General features: G+C 52.3%; 15 protein-coding genes. 9 read left to right on the forward strand and 6 right to left on the reverse strand.

The genetic code is table 11. The features are described from left to right. Positions 1 to 3: 3 nt before the first annotated feature. Both SH302x_RS17895 and SH302x_RS17900 read right to left on the reverse strand, forming a co-directional pair. Entirely contained in the window at positions 4 to 1,224 is a 1,221-nt protein-coding gene (locus tag SH302x_RS17895) for a hypothetical protein (RefSeq protein WP_479363831.1), read from the reverse strand. Between the two features lie 539 nt (positions 1,225 to 1,763). Then, positions 1,764 to 2,420 (reverse strand): hypothetical protein, encoded by a 657-nt coding sequence (locus SH302x_RS17900; RefSeq protein WP_479363832.1) that lies wholly within the window; start codon positions 2,418 to 2,420, stop codon positions 1,764 to 1,766. 348 nt (positions 2,421 to 2,768) lie between these two features. Here SH302x_RS17900 and SH302x_RS17905 point away from each other — a divergent pair, with 348 nt between their 5' ends. After that, complete coding sequence (locus SH302x_RS17905) at positions 2,769 to 4,232, forward strand: protein adenylyltransferase SelO (protein ID WP_479363834.1); 1,464 nt, start codon at positions 2,769 to 2,771, stop codon at positions 4,230 to 4,232. A 141-nt stretch (positions 4,233 to 4,373) separates the two neighbouring features. Here the strand turns inward: SH302x_RS17905 and SH302x_RS17910 are convergent, their stop codons facing one another. Continuing rightward, positions 4,374 to 5,906 carry an arylsulfatase gene (locus tag SH302x_RS17910; RefSeq protein WP_479363836.1) on the reverse strand — a complete coding sequence of 511 codons (1,533 nt, stop codon included), beginning with the start codon at positions 5,904 to 5,906 and terminating at the stop codon, positions 4,374 to 4,376. 154 nt (positions 5,907 to 6,060) lie between these two features. Here SH302x_RS17910 and SH302x_RS17915 point away from each other — a divergent pair, with 154 nt between their 5' ends. The 4 genes from SH302x_RS17915 to SH302x_RS17930 all read left to right on the forward strand — a co-directional run bounded on the left by SH302x_RS17915 (position 6,061) and on the right by SH302x_RS17930 (position 11,067). After that, a complete protein-coding gene (locus SH302x_RS17915; protein ID WP_479363837.1) occupies positions 6,061 to 7,323 on the forward strand; it encodes a DUF4832 domain-containing protein in 1,263 nt (420 codons plus the stop codon). A gap of 163 nt (positions 7,324 to 7,486) precedes the next feature. After that, entirely contained in the window at positions 7,487 to 8,083 is a 597-nt protein-coding gene (locus tag SH302x_RS17920; protein WP_479363838.1) for an RNA polymerase sigma factor, read from the forward strand. After that, a complete protein-coding gene (locus tag SH302x_RS17925) occupies positions 8,080 to 9,537 on the forward strand; it encodes a serine/threonine-protein kinase (protein ID WP_479363839.1) in 1,458 nt (485 codons plus the stop codon). The genes SH302x_RS17920 and SH302x_RS17925 overlap by 4 nt, the downstream gene beginning before the upstream one ends. A gap of 69 nt (positions 9,538 to 9,606) precedes the next feature. Next, positions 9,607 to 11,067, forward strand: coding sequence for a DUF4766 domain-containing protein (locus tag SH302x_RS17930; RefSeq protein ID WP_479363840.1), 1,461 nt, complete (start codon positions 9,607 to 9,609; stop codon positions 11,065 to 11,067). A 187-nt stretch (positions 11,068 to 11,254) separates the two neighbouring features. On the opposite strand, the gene SH302x_RS17935 is transcribed toward SH302x_RS17930, so the two are convergent. Together SH302x_RS17935 and SH302x_RS17940 are read right to left on the reverse strand one after the other, a co-directional pair. Continuing rightward, positions 11,255 to 11,851 carry a rhodanese-like domain-containing protein gene (locus SH302x_RS17935; protein WP_479363841.1) on the reverse strand — a complete coding sequence of 199 codons (597 nt, stop codon included), beginning with the start codon at positions 11,849 to 11,851 and terminating at the stop codon, positions 11,255 to 11,257. A 56-nt stretch (positions 11,852 to 11,907) separates the two neighbouring features. After that, positions 11,908 to 11,985, reverse strand: a complete 78-nt coding sequence (locus SH302x_RS17940) for a YgaP-like transmembrane domain (RefSeq protein WP_479369284.1) — start codon at positions 11,983 to 11,985, stop codon at positions 11,908 to 11,910. A 198-nt stretch (positions 11,986 to 12,183) separates the two neighbouring features. Between SH302x_RS17940 and hflX the strand changes: the two genes are divergently transcribed. Beyond that, the gene (hflX, locus tag SH302x_RS17945; RefSeq protein ID WP_479363842.1) at positions 12,184 to 13,554 is read left to right on the forward strand and encodes a GTPase HflX; all 1,371 of its coding nucleotides are present in this window, start codon (positions 12,184 to 12,186) and stop codon (positions 13,552 to 13,554) included. A gap of 4 nt (positions 13,555 to 13,558) precedes the next feature. Next, entirely contained in the window at positions 13,559 to 14,380 is an 822-nt protein-coding gene (locus SH302x_RS17950; RefSeq protein ID WP_479363844.1) for an SDR family NAD(P)-dependent oxidoreductase, read from the forward strand. A gap of 457 nt (positions 14,381 to 14,837) precedes the next feature. On the opposite strand, the gene SH302x_RS17955 is transcribed toward SH302x_RS17950, so the two are convergent. Further along, positions 14,838 to 16,391 (reverse strand): Mur ligase family protein, encoded by a 1,554-nt coding sequence (locus SH302x_RS17955; RefSeq protein ID WP_479363846.1) that lies wholly within the window; start codon positions 16,389 to 16,391, stop codon positions 14,838 to 14,840. A 632-nt stretch (positions 16,392 to 17,023) separates the two neighbouring features. On the opposite strand from SH302x_RS17955, the gene kdsA reads away from it, so the two are divergent. After that, positions 17,024 to 17,851, forward strand: a complete 828-nt coding sequence (kdsA, locus tag SH302x_RS17960) for a 3-deoxy-8-phosphooctulonate synthase (protein WP_479363847.1) — start codon at positions 17,024 to 17,026, stop codon at positions 17,849 to 17,851. Positions 17,852 to 17,950: 99 nt separating this feature from the next. Continuing rightward, the gene (locus SH302x_RS17965) at positions 17,951 to 19,687 is read left to right on the forward strand and encodes a CDC27 family protein (RefSeq protein WP_479363849.1); all 1,737 of its coding nucleotides are present in this window, start codon (positions 17,951 to 17,953) and stop codon (positions 19,685 to 19,687) included. Positions 19,688 to 19,864: the final 177 nt, after the last annotated feature.

The raw sequence follows: 19,864 nt of genomic DNA on the forward strand, positions 1-19,864 counted from the left end.
AAACTATTTCGCGCGAGCGGTCCAAATCGGTTTGTCCGTTGGATTCGAATCGAGATGGATCGGGAATTGATTCACCAGTTTGCGTCCATCCTCGTACTCCAATCGTACGAACACAGTCACTTCGCCCTTGACCGGTAAGACCGGCAGCGGGCCAAGCTCGAATCGATATCCTTGCGCCGATCCAATCGGATCGTAGAACTCATCCAATTGCTCGGGCGAAAATGTCCAACGCCCCAAACGCACCGGTGCATTCGGTTGTTCTGGGTGAATGGCGTAAGGGTCAACGACTACAATCGTGAGATGACCTTCCGCAGGCATGACTCGACCATTCGAAAGTTTTGGTTGCAGCACCAAACGCAAGCTCTCTTCGCCAGGTACTTCGTCGGCGTCGAAACCACGAGTAAAAGCGGGATGGAAAGTAAGCTCTACGATACTAGGGGCTTCATCTTCGCTTGCGCCAGCTAGATCGCCGCGCGGCGTTGCGTTCGCGGTGACTTGTAGGTGCGGCGAATAAGCTTGGGAGCGCTCGAGATCGCCGTCGACGTCAATGGGCAATTGGTTGTCCATCCAGTTCGGTTCGTCGGAATCTACAAGCTCATCATTTGGCACTTCGTCCATTGATTGGATGGCGACGGCTTGTTGGACCAACGCTGGTTCAAGCTGAGGTGGCTGGCTGAGATCGCGCAGGTTGCTGCTGAAGCCTTCGTTTCCTGAGGAACGGCTATCCAATGCACTTGGCGGCAAATTGAATTCGATCGAAGGCGGTTCCAGTGGAACGCTTTCAATCACGGCAGGTGGTTTCGCAGGCACCGTCGGCTCGCCGGGACCACTGCTGCTAGGCCCCGATTTAGTATCCGATTTTGCATCGGGAACGGGCGCGACTTTAGGGGTCGATGATCGCGAGGGGAGCTCTTCAAAGTTCAGCTCGGGTGAGCTCTGATTGGGCGTCGGCCGCAAGCGACTTTTCGGGCTAGTCATCAATTGTTCGCGGAGGCGATTATTTTCATGCTGCAGGGCATTGATTTCGAGTTCCAGCTCTCGATACGCCGAGTCGTATTCGTAGATTCGGTCTTCCAGGTGACGAGCTTCGCTGTTGAGTTGCTCGATATAGAGCTCGGTGTATGCCGCACGGCGACAGCCAAATTGCAGGACGATACAAAGCAAACTGCTGAGTAAGCAGATACTTTGCAAGCGAGTTCGGCGGCAGCGGCTGGGTGGGACCATGAATGCAAGCGTTGAAAATTCGTGCGGCTAGAAATCTTGTGAAAATTTCGATTTCTCTTCAAGATATAGCCGATAACGAAAATCCAGCGGCAAAGTCAAGGTGAGTCGGTGCGAAGAGTTTAGATAGCCAAACGTAGACACCGTAGGCCGGTAACAAGGTCGCGTTGTTATTGCCACGGCAAGGTAACGCTTGTCAAGCAATGCGAAAGCGAATGCTAAGTCCACACCAATTCAGCGACCGAAGTTCCGGCAGAATGATGGACACCGTAGGCCGGCAACAAGGTCGCGTTGTTATTGCCAGATCTGCGTAAAACTTGGCAGTCAACGCAAAATTAGAATGCGAGGTTCGCAGGGATCAAACGACTTGCGAGAAAATGAGGATCCAGACTGCTGTTGACTAGAATGCAAGGATTCGAATCGAGATGAACAAACTCATTCTAGTTTCAACCCCAACGTTGGTTTAGGTTTAGGTTTAGGCCCGGACGCTTACTGTTTTGCAGCGTCCAGGGAACTGAAGTTCCAGCCTACAATAACAACGGCTAACGAGCCACGGGGCGATTGACCGATGCCGGTCGCACGCGGCGATTGGCGGTCGCGGTCGTGTGATGGTCATCGTGAGCTGGTACGGCTGGCTGCACATGAACCGCTGCGGGTTTGCGAACAGCAGGCGTCGGCTGTTGGATGACTTGCGTACCATGATCGTGAGTCATGCTGGGTACGTGCGTCGACATTGCATGCGGACTGCTCATCATCTGCGACTGAGCACCCGCATTGCAAGTTGCACAGCCACTAGTGCCCACGGAGGAGCCAGCATAAGTCACCGGATGCGAGACCACATGACCGCCATCACATGAAGTACAACCAGGTGTCGCGCATTCGCAAGCTCCGATGTACGGCAAGCCCCAGCATTCACGCAGACGGCTCAGCAGCGGTCGACAAGCGGTCTCGCCGCACGGGTCAAGTACCGGTGGATGATTGATGCGTTCATCCCAGTAAACTTCACCACACCCGTCAGCACATGGGTTGACCATGCGATTCGCCGCTCGACTCGCCAATCGCATCGGCATCGCTCCCGCCAAATCGGGGCCACAGCATGGCCCGCTGCCACAAGAACCAGCGATCGGTCCGCAGCAGCAACCGGTAAAGTTGAGAACGGCAGTTGCCACAACACTTAAAGCTACCAATCGTATGAACATCGTGTTCAACGCTCCCCTGAATGAAACTCTTCGATAAGTCTACAAAGGGATTCATCGGCCCGTACAACCGGCAAAATCGACAAATTTTGACATTCTCGGCGAGTTTTACATGCGGGATTTCCGCAGATTCCTTATTCTTTTGGCTAAATCATGCAGTGGCCGCCAGTAAAACCCCCAATCGTTGCTATCCACATGCGAGATAAACTCGACTGACCGAGCTGGCGTTTTCGCTTACGATAAGAGAAGTCCGTTTAACGAGCTTTCGCGCGCTGCGGGATCGATTCCGGCGGGGCGAATTCAGCGGACCAAGTTCAGCTAACTTCATCAAGTGGATTTTGAGTGGGTTTTATGTCGCAAACGGATATTGGTTGGAAGTTTGACAACAGCTATGCGCGACTTCCTGGCAGCTTTGCCGTCGAAGTAGCGCCGACCAAGGTCCGCGCGCCGCAAGCAGTGCTCTTGAATTATGCGCTGGCTGAGCAGTTGGGCTTGGACTTGCATCGCGCTGAGATCGAGGACTTGGCGGAGGTTTTTGCCGGGAACGTGATTCCTGAGGGAGCTGCACCGATTGCTCAAGCGTACGCCGGTCATCAATACGGTGGCTTTACGATGTTGGGAGATGGCCGCGCGATTCTGTTGGGCGAACAACTGACCCCCGATGGATCACGATTTGATATTCAATTAAAGGGTTCTGGTCCAACACCATTTTCGCGCAGAGGCGATGGCCGTGCAGCTTTAGGTCCCATGCTGCGTGAGTTCATCATTAGTGAAGCGATGTATGGCTTGGGGATTCCAACCACACGCAGTTTGGCTGTGGTTGTTACAGGTGAGCCGGTTTATCGTGAGTCGGTGTTGCCTGGAGCAATCTTAACTCGAGTGGCTGAAAGCCATATTCGCGTTGGCACCTTTGAATACTTTGCCGCTCGACAAGACCGCGACGGATTGAAGATGCTGGCGGACTACACCATCGATCGGCACTTCCCCGAATTAATCACTGCGGCCAAACCCTATCTCGAACTGCTAGTCAAAGTCATGGAGCGCCAAGCGTCGTTGATAGCGAGCTGGCAGCATATCGGATTCATTCACGGTGTAATGAACACCGACAACGTCTCCATTTGCGGAGAGACGATCGACTACGGTCCTTGTGCATTCATGAACGCATACGATCCTGCAACGGTCTTCAGTTCCATCGATTCGCAAGGGCGTTACGCTTACGGCAATCAACCGACGATTGGCCATTGGAACATGGTTCGATTTGCCGAGTCATTATTGTTGCTGCTAGACATGAACCCAGAATTGGCTGTTGCATCGGCCAATGAAACGCTGGAGCAGTTTCCGAAACTGTATGAGGCCAGTTGGTTAGCTGGGATGTGTAAAAAAATCGGCTTGATGACTCAAGAGCTCGAAGACGCTGAACTGGTCGACTCTTTACTAGCATGGATGCAGCAATCCTCCGTCGACTTTACTGCCACCTTCCGGACGCTGTCCCGTGAAGACAGTGAACTGCCGGCAGAAATTCAAGATGAAGCGTTTCGCGCTTGGAAGGCTCGCTGGAAGCAGCGATTAAGTCGCAATGGTGTCCCTCTGCAGCAAGCATATGAATTGATGCGATCGGTCAATCCGGTCGTTATTCCTCGCAATCATGTAGTTGAAAGTGCTTTGCAAGCCGCAAATCAAAACGGAGATATTGGACCGACGGAAGAACTGCTAGCTGCATTGGCCAACCCGTATGACAATTCATCTCCGCGTGATGATCTCAGCCAAGGCCCATCCGAGCCCGACTCTTGCTATCGCACCTTTTGCGGAACGTGAAAGACAAGCTGAGAACATTCAGAATCCCACTGGCTTGTCCAGTGGATCGTTGGGCTTCTCGCTACAAAGAGGGAATCCGTCTCTGCATGAATCCCACTGGCTTGTCCAGTGGATTGTTCGGTTACTTGCTACAAGCACAACCTAGTTGAGATCGTCAAGCGCGGGGAAGGGGAAATCGACCGAAGGCGTGCGAACTTCTTTCATTAACCTTGCCATGCTCGCGACAAGATCCGGGTGCAAGGAAGCGACATCGTTCTGCTCGCTTGGGTCATCCTTTAGGTTGTAAAGCTCAATTTGCATGTTTCCTTTGAGCATGTTTTGCCGTATGGCTTTCCAGTCGCCAACTCGAATCGATTGCTGGCCTCCGTACCCTTGAAACTCGCGGTACAAATACTCACGTTCGCGCTGACGGTCGCCGAGAAGTGTCGCGGCTAGGCTGATGCCATCTATATCGCTTGGCAGAATATCTTCAGCCTTAATCATTTGGAGCAATGTCGGCATCCAATCCTCGAAACCGCTAACGCGATCACTTTGGCTGCCATCCGCAATCTTGCCAGGCCATCGAACGATGGCTGGGACGCGCACGCCGCCTTCATACAAAGAGCCCTTAATACCGCGCAGATCACCGACGCTTTTGAAAAACGAGGGTTCGCTTTCCCATCCACAAATCGCACCATTATCGCTGCTGAAGATCACAATCGTGTCATCCGCCAGCGATAGTTCATCTAACAAGCTTAGAATTGCGCCGACGTTGCGATCCAACTTACTAACCATCGCTGCATAGGCCGCGCGCGGCGTGAAGTGCGGCGTGTACTTCAACGATGTGGCGGGGTCGGTTGGAGGATCATCCCAACCCAGACTGGTATAGGGCAGCAGTTCTTCGTCGGGCACATGCAATGCCAAATGAGGAATTACCGATGGGTAGTACAGAAAGAAGGGCTTGGTCTGGTTGCTACGGACGAACTCGAGAGCCTGATGGATGATTCGATCAGGCGCATAGTCTTGACCTTTGAAACCATCGTAATTCTTCGGATCGTTTCGATCTGCATCTGGTGGCAGTTGCGCATGACCGTCGATTGCCGGAACGTTGTTCAGGAGGAAATGCTCCCGATCATTCCAAAGATAGGACGGATAATAACTGTGCGCGTGGCGTTGGCAGTTGTAACCAAAGAAACGACCGAATCCTTGTTGTAGCGGTTGCCCACTCGACTCCGGACCGCCTAATCCCCATTTGCCAAATGCGCCTGTCACATAACCCTTTCGCTGAAGAAGCTCAGCCAAAGTGACTTCACTATCCGGAATCGGATGCTGACCTTCCGGCTTTAGTTCACGATTGTTACGAATGAAAGCATGCCCTGGGTGTTTGCCCGTCATCAAAACGCAGCGAGATGGAGCGCATACCGCATTACCGCTGTAGTGCTGCGTCAGTCGCATGCCCTGGGCAGCTAATTGGTCTAGATGCGGTGTTTTGATTCGCTGTTGCCCATAACATCCAAGATCCCCATAGCCTAGATCATCTGCCAGAATCAAAACGATGTTCGGCGGATGCGTCTGTCCCACCGCAGGGATTGAGAGCAGCGAAATCGCTAGAACCAAAATCACAAAGCACGAAATCTTCATCTGAACACCAGTTAGGAGGGGGGGAATTCGCTGTTCGATAATTATAAACGGCATAGACTTGTCGATGGGCAGGGGATCAATGATTTTGCATGCTCAAAATTCCTTCAGCAAAGCGCCAAAACCAGATCAAAAGCGAATAATTCGAACGTGCAAATACATTATACTCGATAAGACTTTTGGACCAATTTTGGCTTTGAGGACCTTTTGTATGTGGACTGCCCATTTAACGCGCCTTTCTTTGACGATGTTCGCTTGTTGCTTTGCTGGTTTGCCAGCGACGCAGGCTGCTGAGCCCGAACGCGTCAGCATCAAGTCAACAATCACCAAAGTGCAACCGATGACGGGGATCGTCCTTTGGAACGTCAATGAAAACGCAGATACCGACGCGATTCAACTGGAATATCGTTACTGCGGTTATGACGAAGTGGTCAACGACAAAGGCGAATATGACTTCTCTAAGATTGATCGCGTGCTAGACGAAATCGCGTCCCGGAAGCATCAAGCCGTCTTGCGTTTCCACTACGTTTACGTTGGGAAGAAAACGACCGTCCCAGCCTTCATTAAACAACGCTCCGACTATAAAGAGACGATCGGTAAGAGCGAAGGCAAGACTACACATTTTTGCGATTGGAGCAATGAGGCTCTCAAAGAGTTCACGCTGGAATTCTACACCAAGCTTGCAGCTCGGTATGATCAGGATCCTCGCATTGCATTCTTGCAAACCGGGTTTGGATTATGGGCTGAATACCATATCTATGATGGCCCCAATGAACTAGGCAAGCAATTTCCAGACAAAGACTACCAAGCGAAATTCCTCAAGCATTTGAATTCGCAGTTCAAAGCCCTGCCCTGGATGATCAGCGTCGATGCGGCCGATAGCGACAACACACCGCTGGAAGATAACGATGAACTATTGGCGTTGAACTTCGGAGTGTTTGACGATTCGTTCCTGTGCAAGCAGCATCCCAAAGAGAACGCGATGAACTGGAAGACATTGAAGCTGGACCGATGGAAGCGAGCTCCGGGCGGCGGAGAATTCAGTTACTACAATGATCGTGATCAGAAGTTAGCATTAAGCGCCGCGGGCCCCAATGGCGTCAGTTTTGAGAACGCGGCTGCTCAATTCCACATCACCTTCATGATCGGCGATGGGCAGTTCAAATTCCAAAACAAAGATCGCATAGCTGAGGCGGGCATGGCGACCGGCTATCGATTTCGAATTGGCTCGGCAGTGCGAGATGGAAACAAAGTGCGATTAGAAGTGACCAATGAAGGCGTCGCTCCAATTTACCGCGATGCGTATTTTGCGAGTGGTGAAAAGCGGTCGGCTACGTCGCTGAAAGGGCTTCTGCCGGGCGAAAAACGCGTCGTCGAGATCGACGATCCCAACCGCACAATCCCAGGTGCACTTGCGATTGAAAGCGATTTCCTTGTCCCCGGTCAGATCATCCAGTTCGCCGCAGACTTGTAAGATTGCGCTAGGCAATTGTCATTCAATGCAGAATTTTGGAATTTCTTGTTAGATCCGATCGGTGACAAGCGTTTTGAATGGTAGCCGTTCACGGCGTTGCTTCGTCTGGCCTTAGGCGGCAATCGCCTTCGCGTCCTACTGAACCCGATTCCATCGTATGCGCATGACCGAATTGCCAATCACAGATCAGAAATTAATAGCTGCGATTGCAAATCAAAATCAGCAAGAGCAATGGCAAGATTTTGAACGAATCTACCGACCGGCGTTGTTGGCTTCTCTTCAAAAAATGGGGTTATCGCACGCCGACGCAGAGGATTGCTGTCAGCGTATTTTTTTGAAGTTGCTACGCGTGATTCCCAAGTTTTCTGACGACGGAAAACCGGCCGCTTTTCGACGTTGGCTGTACAGGATGGCGAAAAACGAAACCATCTCTTTTTGGCGGACGCATTCGAAGCTTCCGTCGGTCCTAGAGGGGTCAGGGTTCTATCGAAACGACGCGGTCGCAAAACAAGCGGAATCATTGAACGACACGATCGAACTTGAATATCAGCGTCATACATTCAAAGCGGTGGCGGCAGAAATCGAATCGCTTTCGGAACCGCGGCACTGGCAAGCCTTTTGGAAAACTGCCGTAGAAGGATTGCCGACACCACAAGTGGCCAAAGAACTGGGGATGAGTGTTGGGGCAGTGTACGTCACCAAAGGTAGAATCCTTAAGCAATTGCAAGCCGCCGTATTGGCGTTGGAGGAAGACTCATGAACCAGTTCAGATCCGCATGCAATGTATCGGTCATTGATGCTTTTGTTAACGACGATTTGGGCTCGGACCGACTGAAGCAGTTGGAAGTGCATTTAGACGTTTGCGAGCAGTGCCAAATTCGGTTCAATGAGAAACTAGAAACGCTGGCTGTCCACCAATCGCTGGCGCTTTTGAAAACCGTGGCGGAGCAAAGCAGTACTCAATCGCACGATCGCACTCCCAATGAAATGCTGATGAGCATTGCGACAAGATGCTTCCCTGCTTCTGACGATGATGTATTGCTAGGCAGGATCGATCAGTTTGAATTAGTCGAGCCTTTGGGGTCCGGCGGGATGGGGCTTGTTTACAAAGCGTTCGACCGTCCGCTACATCGCTATGTTGCTTTGAAAGTGTTATCGCCAGCGATGGCAGCTACCGCAACGGCCAGGCAGCGATTTATTCGCGAAGCACAAGCGTCTGCTGCAATCCATTCACCTTACGTTGTCCCCATCTATGCCGTGTCTGAGTTTGATGGCTTGCCATACATTGTAATGCGATTCGAATCAGGCAGGAACTTGCAAGAACACCTTGATCAATCCGGTCCGTTGAGCATAAGTTCGGCTCTCAAGATCGCCTCCCAGATTGCGCTGGGCTTAGTCGCCGCGCATGAGCAAGGTGTGATTCATCGGGATGTAAAGCCAGGCAATATCATGATCGAACCGTCGATCCTGAAAGCGTCGTTGACCGACTTTGGGTTGGCCCTTGTAGCTGACGATATCGGTCTGACTCACAGCGGTATGACGTTGGGCACGCCCAGCTACATGAGTCCCGAACAGGCGGCGGGCGGTCCAACGGACTATCGGACCGATTGGTACAGTCTAGGATGCGTGCTATACGCCATGCTCGTTGGATATCCGCCGTTTCGTGGGCGAAATGTCTATGAAGTACTAATGCGATTACAAGACGAACTGCCAAAGAAGCCCAGCGAACTGCGACGACAGGTTCCTCCATGGCTGGATCAATTGGTCATGCTTCTGCTAGTGAAGAACCCAGACAAGCGTCTGGCCGACGGCGAAAAGATTGTTCAACTTCTCAATGCCTGTACGATGCATATGGACAATCCGAGTAAACATAAACTACCGAAAACGCTCGAGACAACGCGTCAGGTTCGATGGGCCATCTGGATTGTACTTGTGCTGGCGATTTTCATTCGGATTGCGGCAGGCATCTACTTTGAATACCACACCCCTGCCTGGGTAGCGTCAGAACGCAACGCTGCACCGGAGCCAATCCCACCACCGGGCGTCATTCCGGCAACTGTGCAAGTTGCTTCTCCCTATGCACAAGTCAATGAATCTTACATGACACTTAAGGCGCGATTGAACGTCGAGCAATCGCGAATGCAGCATGAAAATGAATTACAGGCGATTCACGAACTGCGGCAGCAAATTGAAGAATTGGAACTGCAACCGTAAGACTCCTTTTAAACTCCCTTCATTCATTCCGAGGACTCAAGTATGCGAACGTTTTTCTCACGATGGTTGATGACCAGTCTTCTAGCCGGTTTGACAACGGCTTTGTCTTTAAACTGGATCTTTCTGCCAAATGCCTGCTTGGCTCAACAAGCTCCCCCCACTACGGAACCTTCATCAAAGTTCCCGGCGGTAGAGGGTTCAAATAGTGACTATCAAGGCAACAGTCCCTATGGTCCGCCACCAGCGAAGCAAGCTGTTGAACAGCCGCAAGCGAGTGAAATCGGTGGGCATCCTGATACTACGCCGCCACCACCAGTAGCCGCTTATGAAGTCGATCGTCGACAACCGAACTTTAACGGTATCTTGCGAGTAACATACCAAGTTAGCGTCGATGGAATCGTACTGCAATCAAAAAGTATGGCCGGATTGATTGTCACGCTTAGCCCTCTCACCATTGCGACTTGCGAGAGTATTACCGCGACCGACGACATGCCGATACACTATTTTGAGATTCCTCAGGATGCCGAGCGATCCTTTATGTTTGAACATCTTTTGATTCCGGTCCCTACAGCTCCGATAGCCCCTGGCGGCGATTATGCGGGTGGTGGTGCTTACGGAGCGAGTTATGGCAACAGTGGAATGGCTGGTGGCTCCGGCGGTCCTTATGGTACCGCTGCTGGATACATTGGTGCAGGTATCCCTGGATACGGAAGCGAGAATGCTGGCAACACGTCCAATGAAGGATATCCAATAAGGGCCGGTGGGGGTTATGGCAGTGGATGGGAATATGGATTGCCTACCATCAAAAAGGCGATTGTTGGCAAATCGGAGATCGCGGTTGCCGGTGGTCTGATCTTTATCACGGATCGTGCAGGGACGTTTTCCCCGACAGGTCTCTTCACACCAATCGATCTACGGCCGACTAATATGGAACCGGGCGGATCAGGCACTGTTTCGCATATTGTTCGTTTGACGAACAGTCGAACACCGGAACTGATCGACTTGAGTGCGTCAAAAAGAAACAACGATGCGTTAAAGAACGGCGATGTAACGATCAATGAGCGAGGTTTCAGCTGGCTATTTTGCGACAACAAGACTTTGCATTCTTCAAACGTTCTCAAGTTGTTTTTGCAAGCACGTGAATCATCGCGGTTAGGGAACGTGGCGAGCGATTCTACTATTTCGGGGCTTCCAGTGGTGGAACCTCCTGCGACAGGCCTTAGGCCAGCAGTGACCAGCGGGCAACGTGAAGCGATTCAAAAGCATCTTCAAACGACAGCTCTTCTGGAATCGGTTGTCCCCGCGATTGTGCGAGTCAAACAAGCCGCGACTGCCGAAGAAAAGGCCTCCGCTATTAAGGAACTGCGACTTGCTCTCGCGCTCGAGTTTGATGCGCAGCAAGCAGTGCGAGCAGCGGAGCTTGCCGCGCTGCGAACTAAGCTGGAACAACTGGAGAAAGATGCAAGCGATAATTTCTTGCGCAAGAATCAAGTCGTTGAGGAACGGCTTAAAATGTTGCTGGCTGACTAAGCGTACGGAAAATCGCGCGCTTCATACCCATTCGAGCGAAGGTCACTCAGGCTGGCAGGATGAAGAATTCGCCTCCAACGCCAAACATAAAGTCCGGTAGGGATTTCCACCATCCCCAACCGGGTTCGCTGAAGAAAACCATCCAGTGCCGTGAGGCCAACTGATAGCACGCAGGTGCCTATTACCGTTAGTTGCAGCAACTACCAGATTGTGTGCTGCAAGCCTGTGCTGAATTGGCATTTGCTGCAGTTGCCTTGACCTGATTCCAAGGCATCCGAGCGAGCAATGTTCCCATGGCGCAAGTGTTCGTTAAGCCTGAAAAGACTAAGCCTGAGCCGATCATTAGGGGAAGTGCCAGCCAGTAAAGATTGCCTGTGGCGAGCGCTGTGATGGTCCCAATCAAAACAAACGAGCCCGCGACGATCTGCACTTGGGAATTAAGTGGTATCGCTTTCTTGCCACGCACGACTTCCGCCCCCGCCGTCACGCAAGCCATCGTGCCACCTTCTACGTTGATCACATTGTGGACGCCTGCGGCAACGAACTTGTCGCACGCTTGTCTTCCTCGCGATCCAGATCTGCAAATGACATACAACGGCTCATGGGCCGACCCATTGCGGCTGGCTTGAATCGCTGCGGGATCCAACCGATCAAGCGGTTCGTTTCTCGCTACGGAGACATGAACCTCCCGAAATTCGACCGGTGTTCGCACATCGATCAGATCGACTTTTTTGCCAGAAGATAAAAGATTCGTAAAGTCGTTAGCGCTGATGCTGTTGGACATGTTTTACTCCGTATAAGTTAAAAAGTTGAAGTAACTGAACGTTGGTTCGAGATGATTTATTGTTTTAGAACGTGGCAAGTGCGAAGACCAAGCGGACAGTAGGCGGGACAAAATCCGATCAGCCCGGTCAGCAAAGGTACTATTCGTTATGTAAGCGTAGAACCGCCACCGCCCAAAAGGTTACAGCGTGTTGCTGTTTTTTTGTGGTTTACTGCGTTTTGCCAGTTAAACCATCCGTCCGGCGAACTATCGACTTCGCTGCGGTATCTAGTACACTGAGGTATTAATTGCACGTCGTCGAATTACATTGCACTACAAGGGCCTGCCCAACATTGAGTCATAAAGAACGAAGCAACGGATCTGCGGGAGAAATTTGCATTCTCGCTCGTTTAGTACAAACAGATATTCCTCAGTCCGTCGACCCGCTGGAGGAATTACGGGGGCTTGCCGAAACCGCAGGGGCGATCGTGGCCGGTGGAGTTGTCCAGCGACGCGAGAAACCGGATCAGACGACCTTCTTAGGAAAAGGCAAGGTCGATGAGCTGCGGTTACTGACCGAAGCCACTGACGCCGACATGGTGATCTTTGACAACGATTTGAACCCGGGCCAAACTCGAAATCTGGAGTTGGCTTTGAAGGTCAAAGTGCTCGATCGCTCGGAGTTGATTCTGGATATTTTCGCTACGCATGCTCAGACCTTTGAGTCACGCTTGGCCGTTGAGCTCGCTCAGTTAGAGTACTCACTGCCACGACTCAAACGTATGTGGACGCACTTGTCACGACAAACGATGGGTGTTGGGATGCGTGGTCCTGGTGAGAAGCAATTGGAAGTCGACCGTCGGCTGGCAGAGAAGCGTATCTACGACTTGAAACAAGAGCTTGCCAAGATTGAAAAGCGCAAGCAACGTGAAGTCGCTTCGCGCGATAGCATGTCCGTATCGTTGGTCGGATATACCAACGCGGGCAAGAGCACTTTGATGAACACACTGACTCATGCCGACGTGGAAGCGGTCGATAAACTCTTTGCCACACTCGATACTCGTACGCGGCGTTGGATGTTGCCTGGATGGGGGCCGATTCTCTTAAGCGACACGGTTGGGTTCATACGCGATCTGCCTCACCGGTTGATCGCTTCGTTCCGAGCAACACTAGAAGAAGCTCGTCAAGCCGATTTGCTGCTACATGTAGCCGACGCCAGTAACTCCCAAGTGCTCGATCAAATCTCGTCGGTCTATAAGGTGCTCAAAGAAATCGGCATCGAAGAAAAGGATACGTTGCTGGCCGTCAATAAAGTCGACGTTCCCGGCGCGAATGAACGATTGTCCGCGATCCAAAATCGCTATCCCAATATGATTCCTATCAGCGCCAAATCAGGATTTGGCATTACTACCTTAGGCTTGGCCGTATCCAATGCGTTGACGCACGGCTTTGTCGAACTGGATATACGCATACCAGCCAGCGATGGCAAGACACCGGCGATGCTGGTCAGTGTGGGCGAAGTTCTGTCCAAGCATTATGACGATGAGATTCTGACGATGCATGTTCGGATTTCTGCTCGGCATGCAGGACGATTGATCAATGCCGGGCATGATGTCCGCGTCATCTCAGGGACCGTACCGCAAATCAAGCGAGCCATTATTGAGCCCGATGTGGCGACCTTCAAAGCGGCTACGCTGGACGAATTAGCAGACCAGGAACTGTAGCCAAGTGTCCGTACGTAAAATCCCTGGTATGAAGGTCTTGGTTACCGGCGCTTCCAGCGGCATCGGTTATCACGTCGCTTTGCAGTTAGCATTGCAGGGCGCAAATGTGTTGGCTACGGCTCGCCGCCAGCACCGACTCACGGAACTTACAGACGCGTATGCAAACCGCCAATCAAATCCGCCTGGTAAAGATGGCCCATCATTTTTTGGTTCGTTATCGACGTTATCAGGCGATCTGACTTTAGCTGACCACCGCGAGCAACTGATACAGTGGGTGATTGACCACTGGGGGGGGGCACTGGACACGCTCGTCAACAACGCTGGCAGTGGAGCTATTGGTCGGTTTGATCAAGCCACGCCTTCTCGACTTCGCTCCATCATGGAGATCGACTTCTTTGCTCCCGTTGAACTGACCCGCTTGGCTTTGCCTCTGCTGCGCAGCGGCCGACAGTCGGCGGTTGTGAACGTGGGCAGCGTACTAGCATTTCGCGGTGTACCGCGTAAGAGCGAGTATTGTGCAGCGAAGTTTGCGCTGCGAGGCTGGTCGGAGGCGCTACGTATCGAACTGATGCGAGAGCGGATTGCGGTGTTGCAAGTGCACCCTAGTACGACCAAAAGTGAGTTCTTTGATTCATTGACGGAAACGTCTGCGAGCGAACGGTCGGTCAGTTTTGGCAGTATGGAGCCTGCGAAAGTGGCCAGTTGCATTGTGCGAAGCATTCGGCGAGGCACTCCGGAATCGATCCTTTCCAGCGGCGGTAAATTTTTGGTCTGGGCAGCGCATCGAGCGCCACGCCTGCTGGATCGGATATTGGCAAGGTCGTAGCGAGTAGGCCGGTAACAAGGTCGCGCTGGAATTGCCGGAACTGCGCAAAGCCAATTTTTCAATGTTCGCTTGAGTTAGTGACGTTCACAAATTTCAAGCGGCCGATGTTCCGGCAGAGTATGGCTTATTGGGTTTGCGTATCGATCGCGTATCGATCGACGACAGAGGTAGGCCGGTAACAAGGTCGCGCTGGAATTGCCGGAACTGCGCAAAGCTAATTTTCAATGTTCGCTTGAGTTAGTGACGTTTACAAATTTCAAGCGGCCGAAGTTCCGGCAGAGTGTTGCTTTACTTGTTACCGGCCTACGTGCTAAGGGCAACTGTTATTGCCGGAACTGCGCAAAGCCAATTTTTAATGTTCGCTTGAGTTAGTGACGTTTGCAAGTTTCAAGCGGCCGAAGTTCCGGCAGAGTATGGCTTTGCTGGTTGCCGGCCTACAATTTGTTCTGGCTTGCCACTAGCCGTGATACAATTTCAACGTTGCCTGTGGGACAAGGGTTGCCGCAACGGCGGGCATCTTTGGTAGGCGTGGTTCGACGGCTACAGCGGCGACGATCGCTTTGGCAATCGCTTCATCCGTGCAACTGATCTTTGCGCTGGGCGGCGTCCAAGCTTCGGTTCCCATGCCTGCAAGCACCACATGATCACCTGCTTCGGCTTCTCGGATCGCAAGCTCAATAGCTGCTTTGCGATTAGGAATGATTTCGATTTCCGCGGGAGACTCGCTGCCATCAACGACTTCCCAAGTCGCTCGTTGGCCCAGCATCAGCGAAGCTCGTGATTGCGTGAGAATGACGCGTGAAGCGGTTCGGCTCAGCACACGCCCAAAGGCCGCTCGCTGCTCAGGCGTCGCTGTATCGGGCACTTCTGCCACGACAATCGCACGTCGCCCGCTCGCTTGAACGCTATGCATGGTCGTTGCAAGTCGGTCGGCTTGGTCCGCTCGGTCGATCGTGATCAACGTTCCGCGTGGATCAGCGATGGCCTGCATGCGTCCGGGAATATTCGTCAAACGTTCGACACCAGTGATGACTTCGTTCAATTCAAGCCCAAACGAATAGCCTACGGCAACCGCCGCCAGCATGTGCCGCGCGACGTGATCTGCATCAGGGATTTGCATTGGCATCAGTGATCGACCGGCAGAGACCATGAACTGGTTCTCGCCATCGGAGTCGACGCGTTTCTTTGCAAAAACAGTGCTTTCTGCTTTCATGCCATAGCTTAAGGCGGGTAGATCATGTCGAGCGACCCAACGATTGGCTCGAGCGTCATCGGCGTTGTAGATCACCAAGCCATGTTCCTTGAGCTGGCAGCAGATCCGCAGGATGGCGCCTTCTAGGAATCGCGTGGTTTCGGTTTCATAGCGTTGATTCTCACGCATGCTGGGCATCAAGATCACGTCGAACTCAATCCCGCTGGCAGCTTTACTCTTAAGCATCGTATCGCTGATTTCGATGACTGCGACCGGGCAACCTTCATCGGCTACACGAGCCAGCCAACCGACCAAGCTTTGAGCGTTGGTTTCATCTTTCTTCGTTGGTCGATTGCCATGTTGAGTGGCACCCAGTGTGGTCCAGTACGCGACCCGTCCGCTTAAACGCTTCAGCATCGCGGCGGTGTAGAGGGCTGCGGTGGTCTTGCCGTGCGAGCCGACAACGCCAACCGTGAGGACTTTGGTCGACGGGCGATCTTTGATTTCATGAGCGATTACCGCGTGCGCTTCAGCAACGTCTTCCACGATGCATTGAGGAACAGCGATTGGCAGCAACCGATCGGTGAGAATCGCTGTTGCACCTTGGGCAACCGCTTGTTTTGCTTGAGAGCCCGCATCACAACCGGCGTCCGTGCCGGCTATAAAGAGGTGATGACCAATTTGATAATTGGACTTTGACGGGTGGATCCGACAGGAACAACTCTTGACCAGAATGTCATCGCTGGAGGCGATAACAGCCTGGGGAAATAATCGTTGTAACGATATAGTACAATTGCGGGATTTCCGTGAGTCGCTCATAGCTAGGCCTCCGTGCCGTTAACGCCGCTCTGTCGATTCCTGACCATTCTTTGCAACACGCAATCATTGCGGAGCTTGGAAGGCCACTGTTAAAACAATTGATCGAATAAGTCTTAAAGGGTCACTGCTTCGATCAACCGTTTGTCGCTGCCACTGCGTCTTGCGGTGACAGTTTTCACAAGATGTTCAAAAGTCGATTTCTCGTCAATACAGATTCTGCAATCGTAAACTGCATAAGCTAGGTCTGATAGGAAATTTGGTCCATCAGTCGTTGCAACAAGCTTTCGCGCTCAACAAAAACAAGGCTGCGAAATTTGCTAGCGAAAGCCACCTAGTGGATAAATTTTTTTTATGATTTTCGCTCATGTCGACTATGATTGCCACCTGTAAACCACGGTTTGCGGACTTACGAAATCAAGTCGCTGCAAACCCGCTGTACGCAGCAAGGCTTGGCCGCTTCAGAAGCCGTGTTCGCGATGTTCCAAACAGCGTCGCAAGCCCGCTCCTCGTCACTTTGTTGTGTTCACGCTACACTCTGCACAAAAGAGTAAGAATGTGGCTGTACAAAAGCGAGAAGCGACTCGCCGTATTGTCGCAGTCTGCCATTTCATCCACTTCAAGTGACCCATTGCATGCAACCCGTTACCATTCGCAACTTTCAAATCGGCGAAGCGAAACGTCCGACAATCATCAGCGGTCCGTGCGTTATCGAGAGCTATGACAACTGTGCGATCATCGCAGAGCAGTTGAAGAAAATTTCGGAGCGATTGAACTTCCATTTGATCTTTAAAGCGTCCTTTGACAAAGCGAACCGAACCAGCGGCCGTGCGTTTCGCGGCATGGGCTTGCACGATGGGCTGTTCATCTTGCAGCGAATCGGAGCCGCTTTCGATGTGCCGCTGACGACCGATATTCATGATCCCAGCCAAGCGGCTCCGGCCGCTCAAGTCGTCGATGTTTTGCAAATCCCAGCCTTCTTGGCTCGGCAAACCGATCTGCTAGTGGCCGCCGCGAAAACAGGTCGAGCGGTCAATGTGAAAAAGGGCCAGTTTATGGCTCCGCAAGATATGCAGCACGTGGTCAACAAGTTGCGCGAGAACGAGTGTCATGGAATTTGTCTGTGCGAACGTGGAACATTTTTCGGCTACGGTCGCTTGGTCAACGACATGCAATCGCTGCCGATCATGCGGGCGATGAATGTGCCCGTTATCTTTGACGCGACGCACAGCGTCCAGCAACCTGGAGGGTTAGGCGGTGCGACCGGCGGGAATCGTGAAATGGTGGAACCGCTGGCCCGCGCGGCGGCCGCCGTCGGCGTCGATGGCTTCTTTTTCGAAACCCACCCCGAACCAGACAAATCCCCCAGCGACGGCCCAAACATGATTCCATTAGGGAAATTCGAGGAAACCGTCGCCCGCGTGCTGCAGGTCTGGGAAACCGTGCAGAGCTTTGCGTCGTAGACTCAACGGAATCGCGGTTTGTTGGTAAGCTAACAGCCAGTGGTGCATCCCTCCCCCCAATTGCTTTGCCAAACCTATTCGATCCACGACCTTTCGCGTATGACTTCTCTCCGTAGCTTATTGCCCATATCGATTGCCCTTTCGGTTTTCTGCATCGCTTTCACAGGCTGCCAGGACAAGAAGCCTAAGACCCCCGTCGCTCGGCAGCTCAAGACGAACACGTCGGCCGAATCTCGGGTCGGAAACGTGGCTGATGCGATCAATTACCTGTCGCTGCTAATGCGACTGGATCGTTCGATGGCGGTCCGCGAAGTGACCTACCAATTGAACAGTTGGGCTCAAGCGTATCAGCCGGATGGCCAATGGCAGCCGACGGAGTTGCTGAAAACGATGCGGCCAATGAGCCAGGAAAGCCCGGTCATCCAAACGTTGGGGAATGTTCCTTTTGACGAAAGCGAATGCGAATATCTGCTGCAGTGCAAGATGATGAAGCAGGTCAACGATTGGGTTTTGCGCAACGATTACTTAGACATCTTGTTTGCCGATTGGGTCGCTGAGACCGGCAGCAAACTATCGGAAGACGACCGGCGCAAATTGGAAGACGCTACCAAGCTGTTCGATTGGACCATACGCAATGTCGCTTTGGATGGCGAAGCTCGCGATGCAGAAAGCCTGACGATCCAACCCAACTGGCCGTTAGACGATACCGAGATCGGCTATCGGCAGTTGCCGTGGCAAACCATGATCTTCGGAAGAGGAGACGCGTGGCAGCGAGCTCGTGTCTTCACACAGTTGCTACAACAAGCGAACATGACCGCCTGCGTTTTGGCTTTAGAGGATCCTGAGGGCCAACAACTGAAGCTCTGGTGTGTTGGAGTGCCTATTGGCGATGAAGTCTATTTGTTCGAGCCGCGGTGGGGACTGCCCATTCCCGGTCCCGGCGAACGAGGTATCGCGACGCTGCGTGAAACAAAAGAAGATCGCAATATTTTGCGACGTGCCAACTTGCCAGGTCAATTCAATTATCCTGTCAGTTTTGCGGACCTTAAGCAGTTAGTGGCATTAATTGATCTGGAGCCGTTCGCGTTCAGCCATTCCATGTATGCCGTTGAACCTATTTTGGCAGGCAAGAACCGCATGAACGTGTATGTCGATCCTAAGGCTATTCGCGATCAGTTGAGCGGTGTTTTAGAAGCGGACAAGATTCGATTGTGGGAGATGCCGCTGATGGCGGTGCACTACAACATGTCGGTACGCAGCCGCATCTTTGATCAGTCTCCCTTTTCGATGCAATACCTTGCAGTCTACGGCGCGTTCTTCACCGACACGCTAATGAATACCGCTCGGAAAGATCACTTTGAAGGACGATTTGAAAAGACCGCGGACCAACCAGGCGCTCTGCGAAATTACATGTCGATTCGTGTCGACGATGCAAGCTTAGAGAAGATGTCTTTCGATCCAGAGATTCAAGCTATGCTCAGTGTGCGACGAGGTAAAAGCGAAACGCGCGAAGCATTCCTTGCGCGAGTCGAACAAGTCAAAGCGTTTTATCGTGTTGCCAAATTCCACACGTCAACCTTCCTGGGGATCGCTCAAATGGAACTGGGAAACATTCCTGCGGCGATTGACTGGCTGGACAATCGAACGCTACAGATTGCCGATACGCAAGCTTGGCATGCGAACGCGGAATATTTATTGGCACGGTGTTATGAGCTACAGGGGCAATACGATCGAGCGCTGGAATACTTGAAGCGAGAGCGGAATCCACAAGAGGCTGGCAATCGCATCCGCGCTCGCTTACTGCAAGCTCGCCAAAACAACGCCCCCCCTTCCTAAGGCAAGTCATTTTTTGAATCCAGGTCAATCAGCCGTTGAGTGTTAGCTCACAGTTTCCAAGAGAACCGATGCTAACGCATTCCGGCTAATCGCGCAGACTGAAATACTGACTTGCCCTGCCCCCCTTCCTAACAGCCCTGCGTCGCACGCAGCCATCAGAACTTGCGCACGGCTTCG

The sequence above is a fragment of the Njordella calcicola genome, from assembly GCF_056494125.1.